This is a genomic window from Pseudonocardia sp. CA-107938 (assembly GCF_050936315.1).
Lineage (GTDB): Bacteria > Actinomycetota > Actinomycetes > Mycobacteriales > Pseudonocardiaceae > Pseudonocardia.
In genome coordinates this window covers 3,440,488-3,457,613 of record NZ_JBNJNA010000001.1, presented here as the reverse complement: position 1 = coordinate 3,457,613, position 17,126 = coordinate 3,440,488, and the positions used below count along the sequence as shown (strand labels likewise).

The following is a 17,126-nucleotide window of genomic DNA, read 5'->3' as shown; positions in this document are numbered from 1 at the left end:
CAATGGCCCATGAGTGTCCCGGCAACCGAGACGGACAAGCAGCGCAGGCTGCGCAGCCGGCTCGACGAGATGGTCGCGGCGATGGCTCCCGGCGAGCCGCTCCCCGCGGAGCGCGACCTCGCCCGCGAGCTCGGCGTCGCGCGCATGACGCTGCGCCGGGCCGTGGACGCGCTCGTCGCGGAGTCGGTGCTGGTCCGCCGCCAGGGCGCCGGCACGTTCGTCGCCGCACCCAAGGTCGCGCACCGGCTCGCGGCGAACTCGTTCTCCGCCGACATGCGCGCGCGCGGCCTGCGCCCGGGCAGCCGCACGCTCTCGTCGGTCCGCCACCCGGCCGGCGTCATGCTCGCCGCGCTGCTGGAGATCCCGCCGGGCGCGCCCGTGCTGCACGTGCGGCGCCTGCGCCTCGCCGACGACGAGCCGATGGCCGTGGAGGACCTGCACGTCCCCGGCGACCTGGTGCCCGGTCTCACGGGCGAGGACCTGGAGAACCGCTCGTACTACGAACTGCTCGACCAGCGCTTCGGGCACCGGATCGCGTCCGGCACGCAGACGGCGGAGGCGGCGCTCACCAGCGCCGACGACGCGGCCGCGCTGGGTGTGCCGGTCGGCTCGCCCGCGTTCTGCTTCGAGCGCACCTGCCGCGTCGAGGGCGGGCGGGTGGCGGAGTTCGTGCGCTCGGTCTACCGGGGTGACCGCTACCGGATCATGGTGGACATCTTCCCAACCTGACGTGACCCGGGCTACAGTGCCGCGGACTAGACCTCTGGTCTCAAATCCTGGTCTGCCTGGAAGGGGAACCGTATGCGGCTGTGGGCGGGATCAAGGGGGCTGCGCCGGCTCGGCGTGGCCACGGTGGCGGCCACGGCGCTCCTCGTCACCGCGTGCGGCGGTGGCGGTGGCGGCGCGCCCGCAGGGGGCGGTGGCACCGACGGCAACGGCCGCACGCTGAGCCTTTGGATCATGAAGGGCACCAACCCCAACGCCGACGGCTACATCGCCGACCTCAAGGCGGCGTTCAAGAAGCAGACCGGCGCCGACCTCGACGTGCAGCAGGTGCCGTGGAGCGACGCGCAGACGAAGTTCAACAACGCCATCGGCGGCGGCACCACCCCGGACGCCGCCGAGCTGGGCACCACCTACGTCGCGGACTACGGCGACGCGGGCGCGCTGCTCGACGTCACCGACAAGGTCGCCGCCGCCGGTCTGTCGGACGGGCTGGTCAGCGGGTTGAAGGAAGCGGGCGTGCTCGACGGCAAGCTCTACGGCCTGCCCTGGTACGCGGGCGTGCGCTCGGTGGTCTACCGCAAGGACGTGTTCGCCGAGCTCGGCATCCAGGTGCCCACCACGTGGGACCAGGTCGTCGCCGCCGGCCAGAAGATCAAGGCCGCGAAGCCGGGCATGCTGCCGTTCCCGATCGCGGGCGACAACGAGTTCGCCGTCTACCCGTTCGTGTGGGGCGCCGGCGGCCAGCTCGCCACCCAGGCGGGCGGCAAGTGGACCTCGGCGATCGACTCGCCGCAGTCCAAGGCCGGCATCCAGTTCTACGCCGACCTCGCGCTCAAGAACGGCTTCTCGACGCCCGCGGCCGCGACCTGGCGCGAGACGGACCTCAAGGACGCGTTCAGCAAGGGCCAGGCCGCGATGATCATCGCCGGCAACTGGACGCCGAAGGCGATCGTCGAGGCCGCGCCGGACCTGAAGGACAAGATCGGCGCCTTCCCGCTGCCGGGCAAGGACGGCGGGCTCGCCCCGTCGGTGCTGGGCGGCTCGCTGCTCTCGGTGTTCGAGAAGAGCAAGAACCAGGACCTCGCCTGGGAGCTGGTCAAGATGATGGCCACCGGTGACCTGGCCGCGAAGTGGGGCAAGGAGTCGGGCTACTTCCCCGGCACCACGGCGTTGCTGCAGCAGTCGGCGTCGTCGACGGACCCGCTGGTCGCACCGTTCGCGAAGCAGGCGGTCGACGCCGGCCGGGCCGTGCCGGTCACGCCGGCGTTCGGCAAGATCCAGGGCAAGAAGACCGTCGCGACGATGATGCGGTCGATCCTGTCCGGCGAGAAGTCGGTCGACCAGGCCGCCGCCGACGCCGCCACCGAGATGAACCAGCTCTTCAGCGGCTCGTGACGGTTACCGCCGAGAAGACCCGCACGGGTCGGGACGAGGGCGAACCCCCGTCCCGACCCGTTCGGGCGTCCAGCCGGCGGGCGTGGCGGCCGTGGCTGCTGCTCGCTCCCGCGCTCGCCGTGCTGGCGGCGCTGCTGCTGTGGCCGATGGTGCAGGTCGCGCTGCTGTCGTTCCAGAACTACGGGCTGCGCGAGCTGAACCGCGGCACCACCCGCTGGAACGGCGTCGACAACTACGTCTCGATCCTCGGCAACGCCGACCTGTGGCGGGTGGTGCTGCCCAACACCGTGGTGTTCGCGGTCGTCGCGGTCGCGCTCACCGTCCTCGTCGGGACGCTGGTGGCGATGCTGCTGGCGCGGCTGTCACCGCTGGTCCGCGGCCTGGTCACCACCGCGATCATGGTCGCGTGGGCGGTGCCGGCCGTCACCGGCACCTACGTGTGGATCTTCCTGTTCACCCCGCCCGACGGGCCGGCGCTGCAGTTCCTGGACTGGCTCGGCCTCCTCGACGCGTCGACGGCCAACCCGTTCGCCGACCGGATCGCGTTCTACGCCATCGCCGCGGCGAACGTGGTGCACCACGGCTTCCCCTTCGTGGCGCTGACCGTGCTCGCCGGCCTGATGACGGTGCCGAAGGAGCTCACCGAGGCCGCGATCATGGACGGCGCGAGCGCGTGGCGGCGCTTCCGCTCGGTCACGTTCCCGATGCTGCGTCCGGTGTTCGCCGTGGTCACGGTGCTGTCGACGATCTGGGACTTCAAGGTGTTCACGCAGATCTACCTGATGCCGGGCGGCAACGGGGTGAACCGCGGGGTGCTCAACCTCGGCACCTGGTCGTACACGGAGTCGTTCGCGCAGAACAAGTTCGGCACCGGTGCCACGGTCGCCGTGCTGCTGACGGTGCTGCTGCTGGTGATCACGCTGGCCTACCTCCGGCTGCTGTTCAAGGAGGAGGAGCTGTGACGGTGCGGTCCTTCGGCAAGGGCGTCGGCGTCGTCGCGGTGCTGGCCTTCACGCTGCTGCCGGTGTGGATGATGGTCTCCACCGCGGTGAACGGGCGGGCGAACTCGGGCTCGCGCTCGGTGTGGCCGGAGCAGTTCACGTTCGGCAACTTCGTCGGCCTGTTCCGCGACGGCGAGTTCGGCCGCTACCTCGTCAACTCGGTGGTCGTGGCGGCGGGCACCGTGCTGGTCAGCGGGCTGCTCGCGCTGCTGGCCGCGGTGGCGGTGGCGCGGTTCCGGTTCCGCCTCCGCACCTCGGTGCTGGTGGTGGTGCTGATCGTGCAGATGGTGCCGCTCGAGGCGCTGGTGATCCCGCTGTTCATCCAGGCCAAGGGGCTGGGGCTGCTCAACAGCCTGGTCGGGCTGATCGTGGTCTACCTGGCGTTCTCGCTGCCGTTCGCGATCTGGACGCTGCGCGGGTTCGTCGCGGCCGTGCCGGCCGAGCTGGAGGAGGCCGCCTACCTCGACGGCTGCTCGTGGTGGCGGATGTTCTGGTCGGTGCTGTTCCCGCTGGTGGCGCCCGGTCTGGTGGCGACGAGCGTGTTCTCCTTCATCACGGCCTGGAACGAGTTCGTGTTCGCGCTGACGTTCATGACCGACGACCGCAACTACACCGTCGCCGTGGGTCTGCGGAACTTCTTCGGCCAGCACCTCACCGACTGGGGCTCGGTGATGGCCGCGTCCACGGTGATCACGATCCCGGTGCTGGTGTTCTTCGTGTTCGCGCAGAAGCGGCTCACCGACGGGCTCGTGGCCGGGGCCGTGAAGGGATGACCGACCCCGCGCTGGTGCGGCTCGCCGAGCGGGTGCTGCTGCCCGGCTTCTCCGGCGCCCAGGTGCCGGACTGGCTGGCTCGCGCCGCCGACCGCGGGCTGGCCGGCGTGTGCGTGTTCGCGCCGAACGTGCCGGCCACCGGGGCGCTCGCCGACCGCGGCCTGCTCGTGGCCTCCGACGAGGAGGGCGGCTCGGTCACCCGGCTCGACCACGCCACCGGGTCGCCGTTCCCGTCGGCGGCGGCGCTGGGCCGGCTCGACGACATCGCCGTCACGGAGGCGGTGGGCGCCGGGATCGGCGCGCGGGCCCGGGCCGCCGGCGTCGGGCTGGTGCTCGCGCCCGTCGCCGACGTGAACGCCCCGGACAACCCGGTGATCGGCGTGCGCGCGTTCGGGGACGAGCCCGCGCTGGTCGCGCGGCACACGGCCGCGTTCGTGCGCGGGGTGCAGGCAGCCGGCGCGGCGGCGTGCGCGAAGCACTGGCCCGGCCACGGCTCGACGACCGTCGACTCGCACGTCGGCCTGCCCACCGTCGCCGACGACCTCGCCACGCTGCAGGAACGCGACCTGCCGCCGTTCGCGGCGGCCGTCGAGGCGGGAGTGGCGGCCGTGCTCACGGCGCACGTCCGCTTCCCGGCGCTGGACGGGCAGCCGGCCACGATGAGCCCGGCCGTGCTGGACCTGCTGCGCCGCGAGCTGGGCTTCACCGGTGTGATCGTCAGCGACGCGCTGGACATGCACGCGATCGCCCGCGGCGTCGGGCGCGGGCCGGGCGGGGTGGCCGCGCTGGCCGCCGGGGTGGACCTGCTCTGCACGGGCAACCCCGCCTTCCCCGACCCGTACGACGACGAGGCGGGCTATCGCGAGGTGCGCGACGCGGTGCTCGCGGCGCTCGTCGACGGCACGCTGGACCGGCGGCGGGTCGAGGAGGCCGGCGACCGCGTGGCGGAGCTGCCGGTGGGCCGGGCCGGGGCCGATCCCGGCGCGGTGACCGTCGGCGCCGCCGTGGCGCGACGGGTGCTGGACGTGGTCGGGGACGTGCGGGTCGGTGGGGGGCCACACGTCCTCGACCTCACGTCCGGGGCCGGGATGGCCGCCGGCCCCGGGCGGAACTGGCTCGCGGCCACTCTCGGGGCGCGCGCCGACGGCCACGGGCTGGTCGTGGTGGCCGAGCGGCCATCGCCCGAGCTGGCGGCGATGCGGGCACGGCGCCCGGACGCCGTCGTCGTCGTGCCGGGGGTGCCGGACCCCCGCTGGTCGCCGGAACCGCCCGTGGTGCGCTTGTGGGGGTCCGGTCGGGTGCACGCCGAGGCCGCTGCGCGGTGCTTGACGTCGAAGGAGGAAGTGTGAACGAGCTCGACCGGCTGGGGACCGAAGGGGCCCGGCCCGGGCTGGAGCACCTGAACGACCGCCCGCCAGCGGCGATCGTCGACGTGCTGCTCGAGGCGGAGGCGCGGGTGCCCGCCGTGCTCGCCGCCGCGTCGGCGCAACTCGCGGCGGCCGTCGAGGTCGTGGAGCGCGGACTGCGCGCCGGCGGCCGGGTGCTCTACGTGGGCGCCGGCACGCCGGGCCGGCTCGCCGCGCTGGACGCCGCCGAGTGCGTCCCGACGTTCGGGGTGCCGCCGGGGCTCGTCACCGCGATCCTCGCCGGCGGTCCGCAGGCGGCGGGACGCGCGGTGGAGGGCGCCGAGGACGACGACGTCGCCGGCGCCGCCGACCTGCGCGCCGAAACTCCCGGACCGGACGACACGATCGTGGGAATCACGGCGTCGGGCCGCACGCCGTACGTGCTGGGCGCGCTGGACGCCGCGCGCGCCGCAGGAGCAGCCACGATCGCGATCGTCAACAACCCGGGGAGCGCTGCCGCGGCCCGCGCCGACGTCGCCGTCGAGCTGCTGACCGGGCCGGAGGTGATCGCCGGCTCCACCCGGCTCACCGCCGGGACCAGCCAGAAGATCGCGTTGAACGCGCTCTCCACCGCTGCGATGGTCCGCATCGGACGCACCTACGGGCCGTGGATGGTCGACGTGCTCGCGACCAACGAGAAGCTGCGCCGCCGCGCCCAGCGCATGATCGTCACGATCAGCGGCGCCTCCGAGGAGGCTGCGGCGGACGCGCTGCGCGACGCCGGCGGGGACGTGCGCAAGGCCCTCTCCGCACTCCGTGATCGGAGCACCGCATAGAGTCTGCGGCGTCGGGGTAGACCGATCCTGCGAATGGCAGCTGATTCCCAGCACCTCCTCAGCTCCTTCCCAGACAACCGGCGGACCGTAGGTGGCATGAGCGACGAGCAGAGGGAGGCCGACCGGGGCGCAGGCATCCCGGCCGACGGCTCCCGTAACGTTTCCGAGGTCGGTTCCGAACGCTCCACCACGCAGCACGCGATGGTCGGCGCGCAGCAGCACCAGACCCACTCCGGGTCTCCGACGCAGGGCTCCCCGTGGGCCCCGCCCCAGAACCCCGGGCCGGCGGCTCCCCCCGCCGCCGGCCCGGCCTGGTCCCCCGCCGGTCCGCCGTCGAACGGGCACGGCGCCGGCTACCCCACCGCGCAGCTCCCGCCGCCGTTCGGGCAGGACCCCGGCCAGGCGCAGCACCAGCAGCCGCCGCGCAAGCGCGGCCTCGGCACGGTGATCACCGCGGCCGTGCTCGCCGGCGTCGTCGGCGGGGCGGCCGGGTTCGGCGGCGCCTACGCGCTGGTCGGCAACCACGGCTCCGCGGTCGGCCTCACGCAGCAGCCCGCCTCGTCGAACTCGGCGAACCTGGTGCCCGGCTCGGTCGGCGCCGCGGCGGCGAAGGCCATGCCGAGCACCGTCGACATCCAGGTGCGGCTGGCGCAGGGCGTCGGCGAGGGCAGCGGCGTCATCCTCACCCCCGACGGCAACGTGCTCACCAACAACCACGTGGTCGCCGGGTCGACCGGGCAGATCGTGGTCACCCTCGCGGACGGCAGCGAGCACCAGGCGAAGGTCGTGGGAACCTCGCCCAGCTACGACCTGGCCGTCATCAAGATCGCTGATGCGCAGAACCTCACCCCGGCCACGCTCGGCCAGTCCAGCTCGCTGCAGGTCGGCCAGCCGGTGGTGGCGATCGGGTCGCCGCAAGGTCTCACCGGCACCGTCACCACGGGCATCATCAGCGCGTTCAACCGCACCGTCGCCACGCAGGGCGAGAACGGCGGACCGAGCGTCGTCTACAACGGGCTGCAGACCGACGCGCCGATCAACCACGGCAACTCCGGCGGCCCGCTGGTCAACCTCGACGGCCAGGTCATCGGCATCAACTCCGCGATCGCCGGCGACAACTCCACCGGTCTGGGCTTCGCGATCCCCGTCGACCAGGCCAAGCGCGTCGCCGACGAGATCATGCAGAGCGGCACCGCGACCAAGCCGCTGCTCGGTGTGCAGGGCAACACCGCGCCCGCGTCGCCGGCCGTGGCGAGCCCCGGCGCCCGGCTCGACGTCGTCCAGCCCGGCTCGCCGGCCGCCGCGGCCGGGATCGTCGCCGGCGACGTGGTCACGAAGGTCGGCGACACGAAGGTCGAGGACTTCACCGACCTCGTCGCCCGCATCGGCTCCTACGCGCCGGGTGCGCAGGTCCCGCTCACCGTCACCAGTGGTGGGCAGACCAAGACCGTCACCGTGACGTTGGGCAGCCAGCCCGACCGCGCCGCCACCACGGCCAACGGGGGCCAGCTCCCCGGCGGCACCGGCAACCCGTTCGGACAGGGCGGACCGTTCGGCGGCGGAGGCAACTGACCAACCCCTGCAGCCGCTGTGGCCGGGTGATGCTGGCCACAGCGGCTGCGTTCTGCGTACTGTCGGATCGGGTCGATCCAGGTGCGCGGAGGGGTGGGCGATGGCTCGGGTGCTGATCTTGGCGGGGGACGCGGCGGAGGAGCTGGACTCCATGTATCCCGTCTTCCGCCTGCGGGAAGGTGGCCACGACGCCGTCGTCGCCGCTCCTACGACGCGGGCGGTGAAGCTCGTGGTCCACGACTTCGAACCGGACTGCGACGCCTACACCGAGAAGCCCGGGCACCTGCTGCCCGTCGACCTCGCGTTCGCCGACGTGCAGCCCGCCGAGTTCGACGCGCTGGTCATCCCCGGTGGCCGGGCGCCGGAGTACATCCGCACCGACCCCGATGTCGCCCGCATCGTGCGGCACTTCTTCGCGCACGACCTCCCGGTGGGCACGATCTGCCACGGACCGCAGGTGCCGGCCGCCCTCGGCCTGCTGCGCGGCCGCACCACCGCGGCCTTCCCGCCGCTGAAGACCGATGTCGAGCAGGCCGGCGCCACGTTCGTCGACGCACCCGACGTCGTCGACGGCGCGATGGTCTCGTGCCGTGGCTGGCCGGACCTGCCCGAGTGGTCGCGCGCGTTCATGCGCGTGCTGGAGGGCGCGCGCGTCCCGGCTTAGTACGACAGCCGATCGTGATCAGTGCGAGCTGGGTGCAGTAGCGCGGGTGCCGGCGGCGCAGGACCCCGCCGCTCACGCATACCTTCGGGTGCTCACGCACATGTTGGGACGTGTGCGTGAGCACATCAGCGTGTGCGTGAGTGGTAGGTCGCCCGCTGCACGATCACGAAGTTCCGCTGTCGTACTAGAGCAGCTCGAAGATGGTGGCGTTGGCCTGGCCACCGCCCTCGCACATGGTCTGCAGCCCGTAGCGGATGCCGTTGTCGCGCATGTGGTGCAGGAGCGTGGTGGCGATGCGGGCGCCGGAGCCGCCAAGCGGGTGGCCCAGCGCGATGGCGCCGCCGTTGGGGTTGAGGGCCTTCGGGTCGGCGCCGATGTCGGCGAGCCACGCCAGCGGGACGGGCGCGAAGGCCTCGTTGACCTCGAACGCGCCGATCTCGTCGAGGGAGAGTCCGCTCTTCGCCAGCACCTTCTGCGTGGCCGGGATCGGCGCCGTCAGCATGATGACGGGGTCGGCGCCGGCGAGCACCGTGGTGTGCACGCGGGCGATCGGGGTGAGGCCGAGCTGCGCAGCCTTCTCCGAGGTGGTCATGAGCAGGGCGGCGGAACCGTCGCTGATCTGCGACGAGTTGCCGGCGTGGATGACCCCGTCCTCCTTGAAGACGGTCTTGAGCTTGGCCAGCCCCTCGACGGTGGACGGCCGGATGCCCTCGTCGTGCTCGACGACGGTGCCGTCGGGCAGCGTGACCGGCGCGATCTGCGCGGCGAAGCGGCCCTCGGCGCGCGCGGCGGCCGCCTTCTCCTGCGAGGCGACGGAGTACTCGTCGAGCTGCGTGCGGGTGAAGCCCCAGCGCTCGGCGACCATCTCGGCGCCGACGCCCTGGTTGGGGCGGCCGTACTTCGCGCGGAAGCTGTCGGGCATCGGGTTGCCGCCCTCACCGACCGACGAGCCCATCGGCACCCGCGACATCGACTCGACGCCGCCTGCCACCACCACGTCGTACTGCCCCGCGATCAGGCCTGCCGCGGCGAAGGCGATGGACTGCTGGCTGGAGCCGCACTGGCGGTCGATGGTCACGCCGGTGACGGTCTCGGGCCAGCCTGCGGTGAGCACGGCGGTGCGGGCGATGTCGAACGTCTGCTCGCCGACCTGGCTGACGCAGCCCCAGATCACGTCGTCGACGACGGCCGGGTCGATGCCCGACCGGGCGGCCAGTGCGGTGAGGACGTGCGCCGACAGGTCGGCCGGGTGCACCCCCGACAGGCCGCCGTTGCGCTTGCCGACCGGCGTACGGACGGCCTCCACGATCACTGCGCCCCGCATGCGAACTCCCTCGTCCGGATCAATAGCAGTCAGCGCTGCCTGTTTCAGGATAGGCTGCAGATGCCGCTTGCAGGGAAGCGAGCGGCATCACACCGTGCGGAGGTGCGCCCCATGGCCGACGAGGTCCTGACCACCCGCGAGGGCGGGGTCCTGGTGATCACGCTCAACCGGCCGGAGGCGCGCAACGCCGTCAACGGTGCGCTCGCGCAGGGTCTGGCCGATGCGCTGGACGAGCTCGACGGCGATCGCGCGATCACCGTCGGCGTGCTCACCGGTGCCGGCGGCACGTTCAGCTCGGGGATGGACCTCAAGGCGTTCCTCCGCGGCGAGACGCCCGTGATCGGCGACCGCGGGCTGGCCGGGATCACCACGCGCGGCCCGGAGAAACCGATCATCGCCGCCGTCGAGGGCTACGCGCTGGCAGGCGGCTGCGAGATCGCGCTGGCCTGCGACATGATCGTCGCCTCCCGGGAGGCGAAGTTCGGGCTGCCGGAGGCGAAGCGCTCACTGGTGGCCGCGGCCGGCGGGCTGTTCCGCCTGCCCGAGCGCATCCCCCGCAACATCGCCATGGAGTACGCGCTGACCGGCGAGTTCTTCACCGCCGAGCAGGCGCACGGTTGGGGCCTGCTCAACCGCATCACCGAGCCGGGCGGCGCCCTGGACGCCGCGCTGGAGCTGGCCCGGCTGGTCGCGCAGAGCGGCCCGCTCGCCGTCGCCGCGACGAAGAAGATCGTGCAGGAGTCCCCCGACTGGCCGGCGGCCGAACGCTGGAAGCGCCAGGGGGAGATCGTGGGCCCGGTCATGACGTCGGCCGATGCCCGCGAGGGAGCCACCGCGTTCGCGGAGAAGCGCGCGCCGGTCTGGAAGGGCGAATAGATGCCGATCGCGATCACCGACGACCACCGCGAGCTGGGCGAGGTCGCCCGCTCCTTCCTCGACGGGAAGCTGGCTGCGGCGCGGGCGTTGCTGCCGTCGGCGAGCGGCGAGCTCCCGGCCGAGACGCGGCCCGCCGACTGGGGGAAGCTCGCGGGGCTGGGCTGGCTCGGGCTGGCCGTGCCGGAGGAGTTCGGCGGCGAGGGCGCCGGGTTGCCCGAGCTCGCCGTCGTGCTCGACGAGCTGGGCCGGGTCGTCGCGCCCGGGCCGTTCCTGCCGACCGTGCTCGCCTCGGCGATCGTCACCGCGGCCGGCACCGACGAGCAGCGCCGCGAGCTGCTGCCCGGCCTCGTCGACGGCTCCCGGGTGGCCGGGGTCGGCCTGCGCGGGACCGAGGCCGACGGCACCGTCACCGACGAGCTGGTGCTCGGCGGCGGGCTCGCCGACCTCGTGCTGCTCGTCGTCGGCGAGGACGTGCTGGTGTTCGACGCCGGCAGCGATGACACCGCGGTCGAGCGCACGGTGCCGGACGGGCTCGATCCGACCCGGCGCAGCGCGCGGGTCAGCGCACCCGTCGACGCCGCGCTCGCCCGCCTGACCGGTGCGGCGGCGCATGCGCGTCGGCTCGCCCGTGTCCTCGGTGCTGCGGAGGCCGCGGGCATCGCGTCCGCCTGCCTCGACCTGGCCGTCGCGTACGCGAAGGAGCGCACCCAGTTCGGCCGCACCATCGGCACGTTCCAGGCGGTGAAGCACCACGCCGCGAACATGCTGCTCGACGCCGAGCTGGCCACCGCCGCGGCCTGGGACGCTGCGCGGGCGCCGCAGGACGACCCGGGCGCCGAGCTGGCCGCCGCGATCGCGGCCGTCGAGGCGGTGCCGGCCGCGGTCCGCAACGCCGAGCAGAGCATCCAGCTGCACGGCGGCATCGGCTTCACCTGGGAGCACGACGCGCACCTCTTCCTGCGCCGTGCGCTCACGCTGGAGGCGTGGGTGCGACGCACCGGCGATGCCGCCCTGGACGTCGCGCGGCTCGTCGAGTCCGGGGCGAAGCGCGGGCCCGACCTGGACCTGCCGGCGGAGGCCGAGACCCACCGCGCGGAGGTGCGCGCGTTCATCGAGGGTCTGGCCGGCAAGGACCAGCAGGCGCAGCGCGACGCGTTCGTCGAGTCCGGGTACCTGGTGCCGCACTGGCCGCCGCCGTGGGGCCGCGGCGCGTCGGCGACCGAGCAGCTCGTCATCGAGCAGGAGCTGGCCGCGGCGCGGATCACGCCGCCGAACCTGGGCATCACCGGCTGGAACATCCTCACGATCAACCAGTACGGCAGCGACGAGCAGCGCGAGCGCTGGGTGGAGCGCACGCTGCGCGGCGAGCTGCAGTGGTGCCAGCTGTTCTCCGAGCCGGGCGCCGGCTCCGACGCGGCCGCGATCTCCACCCGCGGCGTGAAGGTCGACGGCGGCTGGCGCGTCACCGGGCAGAAGGTGTGGACCACCCGCGCCCACGAGTGCCAGTGGGGCTTCGCGACGATCCGCACCGACTCGTCCGGCTCGAAGCACTCGGGCATCACGATGATGGCGATCGACATGACGGCCGACGGCGTCACCGTGCGGCCGCTGCGGCAGCTCACCGGCGACTCCACGTTCAACGAGGTCTTCTTCGACGACGTGTTCGTGCCCGACGCCGACGTCGTCGGCGAGATCGGGCAGGGCTGGCGGATCGCACGGGCCACGCTGGGCAACGAGCGGGTGTCGATCGGCGGCGGGTCGACCCAGCTGCCGTTCCGGGCGAAGGACCTGCTCCCCCTGGCCGCCGACGACGCGGGCGCGCGTCAGGAGGCGGGAAAGTTGATCGCCGACGAGCTGACCATGCGGTTGCTGCTGCTCCGCCAGGCCGCCCGCGCGGTCGGCGGGATCGAGCCGGGGCCGGAGGGCAACCTGTCGAAGCTGTTCTCCAGCGAGCACGCCCAGCGGATCACGCGGCTGGGCATGAGCCTGGCCGGCGCGGCCGCGGTGACCGGGCAGAACCTGATCGTCAGCCAGAGCTACCTGTGGGCGCGCTGCATCACGATCGCCGGCGGCACGTCGGAGATCGCGCGGAACCAGGTGGCCGAGCGGATCCTCGGCCTCCCCCGCGACCCCCTGCTGAGCTGACCTCACACACCGTCGGGCCCGTTCACACACGTTCGGACGTGTGTGAACGGGCCCAGCGCTGTGTGACGTCGATCAGGCGAGGGCTGCGGCCATGCGGTGCACCGCCTCCGTGAGGATCTCCGGCGACGTCGCCAGGTTGAGCCGGGCGTGGCCCACGCCGCGCGTGCCGAACGCCGGCCCGGGCACCAGCGCCACCCGGGCACGGTCGAGGAACATGGCGGCCGGGTCGTCGGGCAGACCGGCGGCCCGGCAGTCCAGCCAGGCCAGGTAGGTGGCCGGCGCCGGCCGGTACACCACCCCGGGCAGGTGCGCGGCGACCAGCTCGGCGAGCAGCGCGCGGTTGCGCTCCAGCGCGACCATCAGGTCATCGAGCCAGCCGACGCCGTCGGTCAGTGCGGCGACGTGCGCCAGCACGGCGATGTGGCTCGCGCCGGCGAGCACCGCGCTGGGCAGGGCGGCCAGCTCATCGGTCGCGTCGACGCCGGCGACCGCGAGCGCCGCCTTCAACCCCGCCAGGTTCCAGCCCTTCGACGCGGAGTGCAGCGCGATCCCGGCACCCGTGACGGTGAGGTAGGGCGTGTACGAGCCGGTGACCAGCGGGGCGTGGACCTCGTCGGCCACCACGCGCACGCCGTGGGCGGCGGCGAGCTCCGCCACCGCGGCCAGCTCGGCACGGGTGTGCACGGTGCCGGTGGGGTTCTGCGGGTTGCACAGCAGGAACGCGACCCGGCCGTCCAGTTCGGCGAACGCGGCCACGAGCGCGTCGAGGTCGAGGCGGTGCTCCGGCGTCAGCGGCACCTCGACGACGGTGCGCCCGAGGTGCCGGACCATCTCGTAGAACGGCGGGTACACCGGATCGTTCACGACGATCGGGTCACCGGGCCCGGTGACGGCGCGCAGCGACTCGGCGAGCCCCGCCATCACGTCCGGCACGACGCGCATGTGCTCGACGGACGGCGTCCAGCCCCACCGCTTCGCCGCGAACCCGGCCAGCGCCTCCGCGTACGCGCTGCCGTTCGGGTAGCCGCAGTCGCCGAGCGCCAGCGCGTCCGTGACGGCGCGGACCACCGGCTCGGCGAGCCACGTGTCCATCTCGGCGACGAACAGCGGCAGCACGTCCGGCGGGTGGGCGCGCCACTTCGCCGTCGTGCGGTGGCGCAGCACGTCGAGCGGGACCCATGGCCCGCTCATGGGGACGCCAGCCGCTTCACCTCGTCGATCGTCCGCACCTGGTCGCACTGCTCCGGGGTCAGCCTGTTGATCAGCGCCTTGACCGCCTGCGCCTCGGGCGTCGTCGGCAGGGCGCCGTCGACCAGGTCGGGCAGCAGCAGCTCGTAGCCCACGCGGGCGCGCGGCGTGTAGCGGTCGCGGGTGCGCGCCACCGCGGACGAGACCCGGATCGCGTGCTCGTTGCCGCGCGGGACCCCCGGCCGGTCGACCTCGACGGCGGCGAAGCGGAACCCGTCGGCCAGGTCGCACGGCGCGCAGCCGCGCGGACCGGCACCCAGTTGCCCACCGCACGCGGTGCACGTCGAGCGGGCGAGCGCCGCGTCGACCAGCCGCCACGGGTGCTCGCTCGTGTCCTGCAGGACGAGGTCGGCCAGCTCGGCGTCGGTGCCGGGCAGCTCGGCGCGCAGCTCCGCCCACGCCGAGTCGAGCTCCGCCTCGATGCGGGCGACCGCCGCCGCCAGCCGTTCCGAGCGCCACACCTCAGCCAACCTACGCGCGTGCGTGTGCGAGCAGGTGCGTGATCAGGCGCGTCGTCGGCTCGCTGGGCCGGTGGCCGGGGCGGGTGACCAGCATCGCGGTGCGCGTCGCCCAGGGGTCCGAGAGCGGGATGCGGGTGATCCGGGCGGGGTCGGGATGCGGCGCGGCGGCGGACTCGACGGCGATCCCCACCCCCGCCGCGACCGCGGCCCGGACGGCGGCAGCGTCCGGCAGCCGGGCGCGGTAGTGCGGTCGCGCGCCGAGCGCGTGCGAGTGGCTGAGCAGCATCTCGGCCATCGAGTCGACCTCGACGGTGCCGGCGAACGGGTGTGCCACGCAGTCGGCGAACGCGACCTCGGCCGACCCGTCGAGCGGGTGCCCGCGCGGCACCGCCACCACGAGCCGGTCGGCGAACAGCGGCCGCGCGTCCAGCCGGCCCAGGTCGACGCTGTCGGCGGCGATGCCGACCTCCACCCGCCCGGACGCGACGTCGGCGACGATCCGCCGGCTCGTCCGCATCACGACGGCCACGTCGATGTCGGGTTGGGCGCGCAGGAACGCGGTGATCACCGGGACGAGCACGGTGGTCCCGACGGCGCTGATGGCCGGCAGCACGACGGTGGCGCCCGCGCCCTCCGCGAGCTCGGCGCGCAGCCGCTCGTGCCGGGCGAGGACGTCGCGCGCGTGCCCGGCCAGCAGCAACCCGGACGGGGTGGGTGTGGCGCCCCGGCGGTGGCGCAGCAGCAGGGGCGAGCCCGCGTCCGCCTCCAGCACGCGGATGCGGGCGCTCGCGGCCGGCAGCGACAGGTGCGCGAGCGCTGCGGCGCGGGTGATGGAGCCGTGGTCGACGACGTCGAGGAACAGCCGGAGATCGTCCAGCTCGAAGGGCACGACGCGATCGTAGCCTTCAGGATCACCGAAGGCAGAACATGCAGAGCAGGCCTCCCGACAAGGGACTCACCAGCGGAGGATCCTCGCCATGAGCACACTCCTCGCCGCCTCAGCCTTCATCGCGGCCGCCGCGCTCGTGCGGCATTCGGTCGTCTCGGCCGCACGGCGGGCCGCCGCGTGGGAGGACGCGTGCCGCGCACGCCTGCGCGACCGCCAGTGGGCCGCCGTCGAGGCGCAGTGGACGGACGAGGTGCTCAGGAGGCGGTGAGCGCTCGCCGGCGCGGAGGTCCTCGCAGAGGTTGAGATGTCGTCGCAGAGGTTCGGCCTTCTGCGAGGTCGCCCTTACCTCTGCGAGGTGCCGGCGGGCACCCCCTCAGGCGAAGGTGACCGGCTGTCCTGTCGACTCCAGTACGGCCATCCACAGGTCACCGTGCGGGTCGACCATGTTGCGCCGGCTCACCGCGGCCGCCATCGGCACGTGCACGAACCGACGGCGGTAGCGGCCGACGACCATCCCCGTGCGCCCCGACATGGCCGCGTGCACCGCGGCCTGCGACAGCCGCACGCAGTACACGCTGTCGTACGGGTTGGCCGGCACCGAGCGGATCGCGTAGCTGGGGTCGATGTAGCGGATCGAGGTCTCCACGCCGGCGTCGGCGAAGTGGTCGGCGATGCGTCGACGCAGGTAGGGGCCGATGTCGCCGAGGCGGGCGTTGCCAGAGGCGTCGCGCTCCTCGTCGTGACCGGCGATCAGGTCCTGCCCGGCGCCCTCGGCCACCACCACGACGGCGTGGCCGCGCTCCGACACGCGCCGGCGCAGGTGCGCGAGCAGCCCGCCCTCCCCGTCCAGCGCGAAGGGGACCTCGGGGATCAGCACCACGTCGGCGCCGCTGCGGGCCAGCGCCGCGTAGCAGGCGATGAAGCCCGAGTGCCGGCCCATCAGCTTGACCAGCCCGATCCCGTTCGCGGTGGACGTGGCCTCCACGCGCGCCGCCCGGATCGCGTCGCTGGCGTGGGAGAACGCGGTCTGGAAGCCGAAGCTCTGGTCGATGTGCGGGATGTCGTTGTCGATCGTCTTCGGGATGCCGACGACGGCGATGTAGAGACCGCGCGCCGCGACGGTCTCGGCGATCCGCATGGCGCCGCGCATCGACCCGTCGCCGCCGATGACGAACAGCACGTTGATGTGCAGGCGCTCCAGGCAGTCGACGATCTCGTCCGGGTCCTGCGGGCCGCGCGACGTGCCGAGGACGGTGCCGCCGTCGGTCGCGATGTCGCGGGTCGACTCGGGTGTGAGGTCGACCACATCGTGCCCGTAGCGCGGGACGAAGCCCTGGTAGCCGTTGCGGATGCCGACCACGCGGCGCACCCGGTAGTGGTAGGTGAGCGTGCGGGTGAGGCCGGCGATCACGTCGTTCAGGCCGGGGCACAGGCCACCGCAGGTGACGATCGCCGCGCGCGTCTTCGCGGGGTCGAAGAAGATCTTGCGCCGTGGCCCGCAGGGCTCCATGCCGGGCAGCTGGTCCGCCGGCACGCCGCGCGAGCTGAGACCGGCGAGCGTGTCGTCGAGCAGCACGCGGTCGTTCTCGTCGACGTAGTGCTCGCTGGTGCGGCGCGAGTCGAGCAGGCCGGCCATCGGCGAGTCGATGCGGGCCGGGCCGAGCGTGGTGATGGTCATGTCGGGGGCCGGCACGGGGCGGTGGAACTCCACGACCGTGCCGTCGTGGGAACCGTCGGCTGCTGTGCTCATCGGGCGCGCTCTCCTGCGGAGATCGAGCGGAGGGGCCGATCCGCGACGGTGGGGAGCCGGCCTCTGAACCGTTCCAGTGTGCCTTGCCGCCCCCGAGGAGCCAAGAGCCGGTCGCCAGGC

The 17,126-nt window shown here is 73.5% G+C and carries 16 protein-coding genes; 11 read left to right on the top strand and 5 right to left on the bottom strand.

Annotation, left to right across the window (positions count from 1 at the left end):
* The first annotated feature begins 9 nt into the window (after positions 1–9).
* The 8 genes from ACQEVB_RS17265 to ACQEVB_RS17230 all read left to right on the top strand — a co-directional run bounded on the left by ACQEVB_RS17265 (position 10) and on the right by ACQEVB_RS17230 (position 8,313).
* Complete coding sequence (locus tag ACQEVB_RS17265; protein WP_432972025.1) at positions 10–729, top strand: GntR family transcriptional regulator; 720 nt, start codon at positions 10–12, stop codon at positions 727–729.
* A 72-nt stretch (positions 730–801) separates the two neighbouring features.
* Positions 802–2,121: a sugar ABC transporter substrate-binding protein gene (locus ACQEVB_RS17260; RefSeq protein WP_432972022.1), complete on the top strand. Its 1,320-nt coding sequence runs from the start codon at positions 802–804 to the stop codon at positions 2,119–2,121.
* Positions 2,118–3,083, top strand: coding sequence for a carbohydrate ABC transporter permease (locus tag ACQEVB_RS17255; RefSeq protein ID WP_432972019.1), 966 nt, complete (start codon positions 2,118–2,120; stop codon positions 3,081–3,083). Before ACQEVB_RS17260 ends, ACQEVB_RS17255 begins: the two co-directional genes overlap by 4 nt.
* The gene (locus ACQEVB_RS17250) at positions 3,080–3,895 is read left to right on the top strand and encodes a carbohydrate ABC transporter permease (protein WP_432972016.1); all 816 of its coding nucleotides are present in this window, start codon (positions 3,080–3,082) and stop codon (positions 3,893–3,895) included. Before ACQEVB_RS17255 ends, ACQEVB_RS17250 begins: the two co-directional genes overlap by 4 nt.
* On the top strand, positions 3,892–5,244 hold the full coding sequence (locus tag ACQEVB_RS17245; protein ID WP_432972013.1) for a glycoside hydrolase family 3 N-terminal domain-containing protein: 1,353 nt from the start codon (positions 3,892–3,894) through the stop codon (positions 5,242–5,244). The genes ACQEVB_RS17250 and ACQEVB_RS17245 overlap by 4 nt, the downstream gene beginning before the upstream one ends.
* On the top strand, positions 5,241–6,077 hold the full coding sequence (locus tag ACQEVB_RS17240; protein ID WP_432972010.1) for an N-acetylmuramic acid 6-phosphate etherase: 837 nt from the start codon (positions 5,241–5,243) through the stop codon (positions 6,075–6,077). Before ACQEVB_RS17245 ends, ACQEVB_RS17240 begins: the two co-directional genes overlap by 4 nt.
* Before the next feature lie 96 nt (positions 6,078–6,173).
* Positions 6,174–7,649: a S1C family serine protease gene (locus ACQEVB_RS17235; protein ID WP_432972007.1), complete on the top strand. Its 1,476-nt coding sequence runs from the start codon at positions 6,174–6,176 to the stop codon at positions 7,647–7,649.
* Positions 7,650–7,749: 100 nt separating this feature from the next.
* A complete protein-coding gene (locus tag ACQEVB_RS17230) occupies positions 7,750–8,313 on the top strand; it encodes a DJ-1/PfpI family protein (protein WP_432972004.1) in 564 nt (187 codons plus the stop codon).
* A gap of 184 nt (positions 8,314–8,497) precedes the next feature.
* Here ACQEVB_RS17230 and ACQEVB_RS17225 read toward each other — a convergent pair whose 3' ends face one another.
* Positions 8,498–9,637, bottom strand: coding sequence for a thiolase family protein (locus ACQEVB_RS17225; protein ID WP_432972001.1), 1,140 nt, complete (start codon positions 9,635–9,637; stop codon positions 8,498–8,500).
* Between the two features lie 111 nt (positions 9,638–9,748).
* Between ACQEVB_RS17225 and ACQEVB_RS17220 the strand changes: the two genes are divergently transcribed.
* Together ACQEVB_RS17220 and ACQEVB_RS17215 are read left to right on the top strand one after the other, a co-directional pair.
* Complete coding sequence (locus tag ACQEVB_RS17220; protein ID WP_432971998.1) at positions 9,749–10,513, top strand: crotonase/enoyl-CoA hydratase family protein; 765 nt, start codon at positions 9,749–9,751, stop codon at positions 10,511–10,513.
* Positions 10,514–12,658 (top strand): acyl-CoA dehydrogenase, encoded by a 2,145-nt coding sequence (locus ACQEVB_RS17215; protein ID WP_432971995.1) that lies wholly within the window; start codon positions 10,514–10,516, stop codon positions 12,656–12,658. It begins immediately after the preceding gene.
* Positions 12,659–12,730: 72 nt separating this feature from the next.
* On the opposite strand, the gene ACQEVB_RS17210 is transcribed toward ACQEVB_RS17215, so the two are convergent.
* Genes ACQEVB_RS17210 through ACQEVB_RS17200 form a run of 3 tightly spaced genes read right to left on the bottom strand, consistent with a single transcriptional unit; the run spans position 12,731 to position 15,256 of the window.
* Entirely contained in the window at positions 12,731–13,849 is a 1,119-nt protein-coding gene (locus ACQEVB_RS17210) for a MalY/PatB family protein (protein WP_432971992.1), read from the bottom strand.
* Positions 13,846–14,367 (bottom strand): hypothetical protein, encoded by a 522-nt coding sequence (locus ACQEVB_RS17205; RefSeq protein ID WP_432971989.1) that lies wholly within the window; start codon positions 14,365–14,367, stop codon positions 13,846–13,848. The genes ACQEVB_RS17210 and ACQEVB_RS17205 overlap by 4 nt, the downstream gene beginning before the upstream one ends.
* Positions 14,368–14,377: 10 nt before the next feature.
* Positions 14,378–15,256, bottom strand: a complete 879-nt coding sequence (locus tag ACQEVB_RS17200) for a LysR family transcriptional regulator (protein ID WP_432971986.1) — start codon at positions 15,254–15,256, stop codon at positions 14,378–14,380.
* Positions 15,257–15,344: 88 nt separating this feature from the next.
* On the opposite strand from ACQEVB_RS17200, the gene ACQEVB_RS17195 reads away from it, so the two are divergent.
* Positions 15,345–15,524 carry a hypothetical protein gene (locus tag ACQEVB_RS17195; protein WP_432971983.1) on the top strand — a complete coding sequence of 60 codons (180 nt, stop codon included), beginning with the start codon at positions 15,345–15,347 and terminating at the stop codon, positions 15,522–15,524.
* 105 nt (positions 15,525–15,629) lie between these two features.
* Here the strand turns inward: ACQEVB_RS17195 and ACQEVB_RS17190 are convergent, their stop codons facing one another.
* Positions 15,630–16,934: an ATP-dependent 6-phosphofructokinase gene (locus ACQEVB_RS17190; protein ID WP_432980417.1), complete on the bottom strand. Its 1,305-nt coding sequence runs from the start codon at positions 16,932–16,934 to the stop codon at positions 15,630–15,632.
* Between the last annotated feature and the right edge of the window lie 192 nt (positions 16,935–17,126).

Bases quoted from the DNA above. Each gene is read 5' to 3' on its own strand.
- ACQEVB_RS17265 (WP_432972025.1), top strand. From the start codon at position 10: ATGAGTGTCCCGGCAACCGAGACGGACAAGCAGCGCAGGCTGCGCAGC.
- ACQEVB_RS17260 (WP_432972022.1), top strand. From the start codon at position 802: ATGCGGCTGTGGGCGGGATCAAGGGGGCTGCGCCGGCTCGGCGTGGCC.
- ACQEVB_RS17245 (WP_432972013.1), top strand. From the start codon at position 3,892: ATGACCGACCCCGCGCTGGTGCGGCTCGCCGAGCGGGTGCTGCTGCCC.
- ACQEVB_RS17235 (WP_432972007.1), top strand. From the start codon at position 6,174: ATGAGCGACGAGCAGAGGGAGGCCGACCGGGGCGCAGGCATCCCGGCC.
- ACQEVB_RS17230 (WP_432972004.1), top strand. From the start codon at position 7,750: ATGGCTCGGGTGCTGATCTTGGCGGGGGACGCGGCGGAGGAGCTGGAC.
- ACQEVB_RS17225 (WP_432972001.1), bottom strand. From the start codon at position 9,637: ATGCGGGGCGCAGTGATCGTGGAGGCCGTCCGTACGCCGGTCGGCAAG.
- ACQEVB_RS17220 (WP_432971998.1), top strand. From the start codon at position 9,749: ATGGCCGACGAGGTCCTGACCACCCGCGAGGGCGGGGTCCTGGTGATC.
- ACQEVB_RS17215 (WP_432971995.1), top strand. From the start codon at position 10,514: ATGCCGATCGCGATCACCGACGACCACCGCGAGCTGGGCGAGGTCGCC.
- ACQEVB_RS17210 (WP_432971992.1), bottom strand. From the start codon at position 13,849: ATGAGCGGGCCATGGGTCCCGCTCGACGTGCTGCGCCACCGCACGACG.
- ACQEVB_RS17195 (WP_432971983.1), top strand. From the start codon at position 15,345: ATGAGCACACTCCTCGCCGCCTCAGCCTTCATCGCGGCCGCCGCGCTC.
- ACQEVB_RS17190 (WP_432980417.1), bottom strand. From the start codon at position 16,934: ATGACCATCACCACGCTCGGCCCGGCCCGCATCGACTCGCCGATGGCC.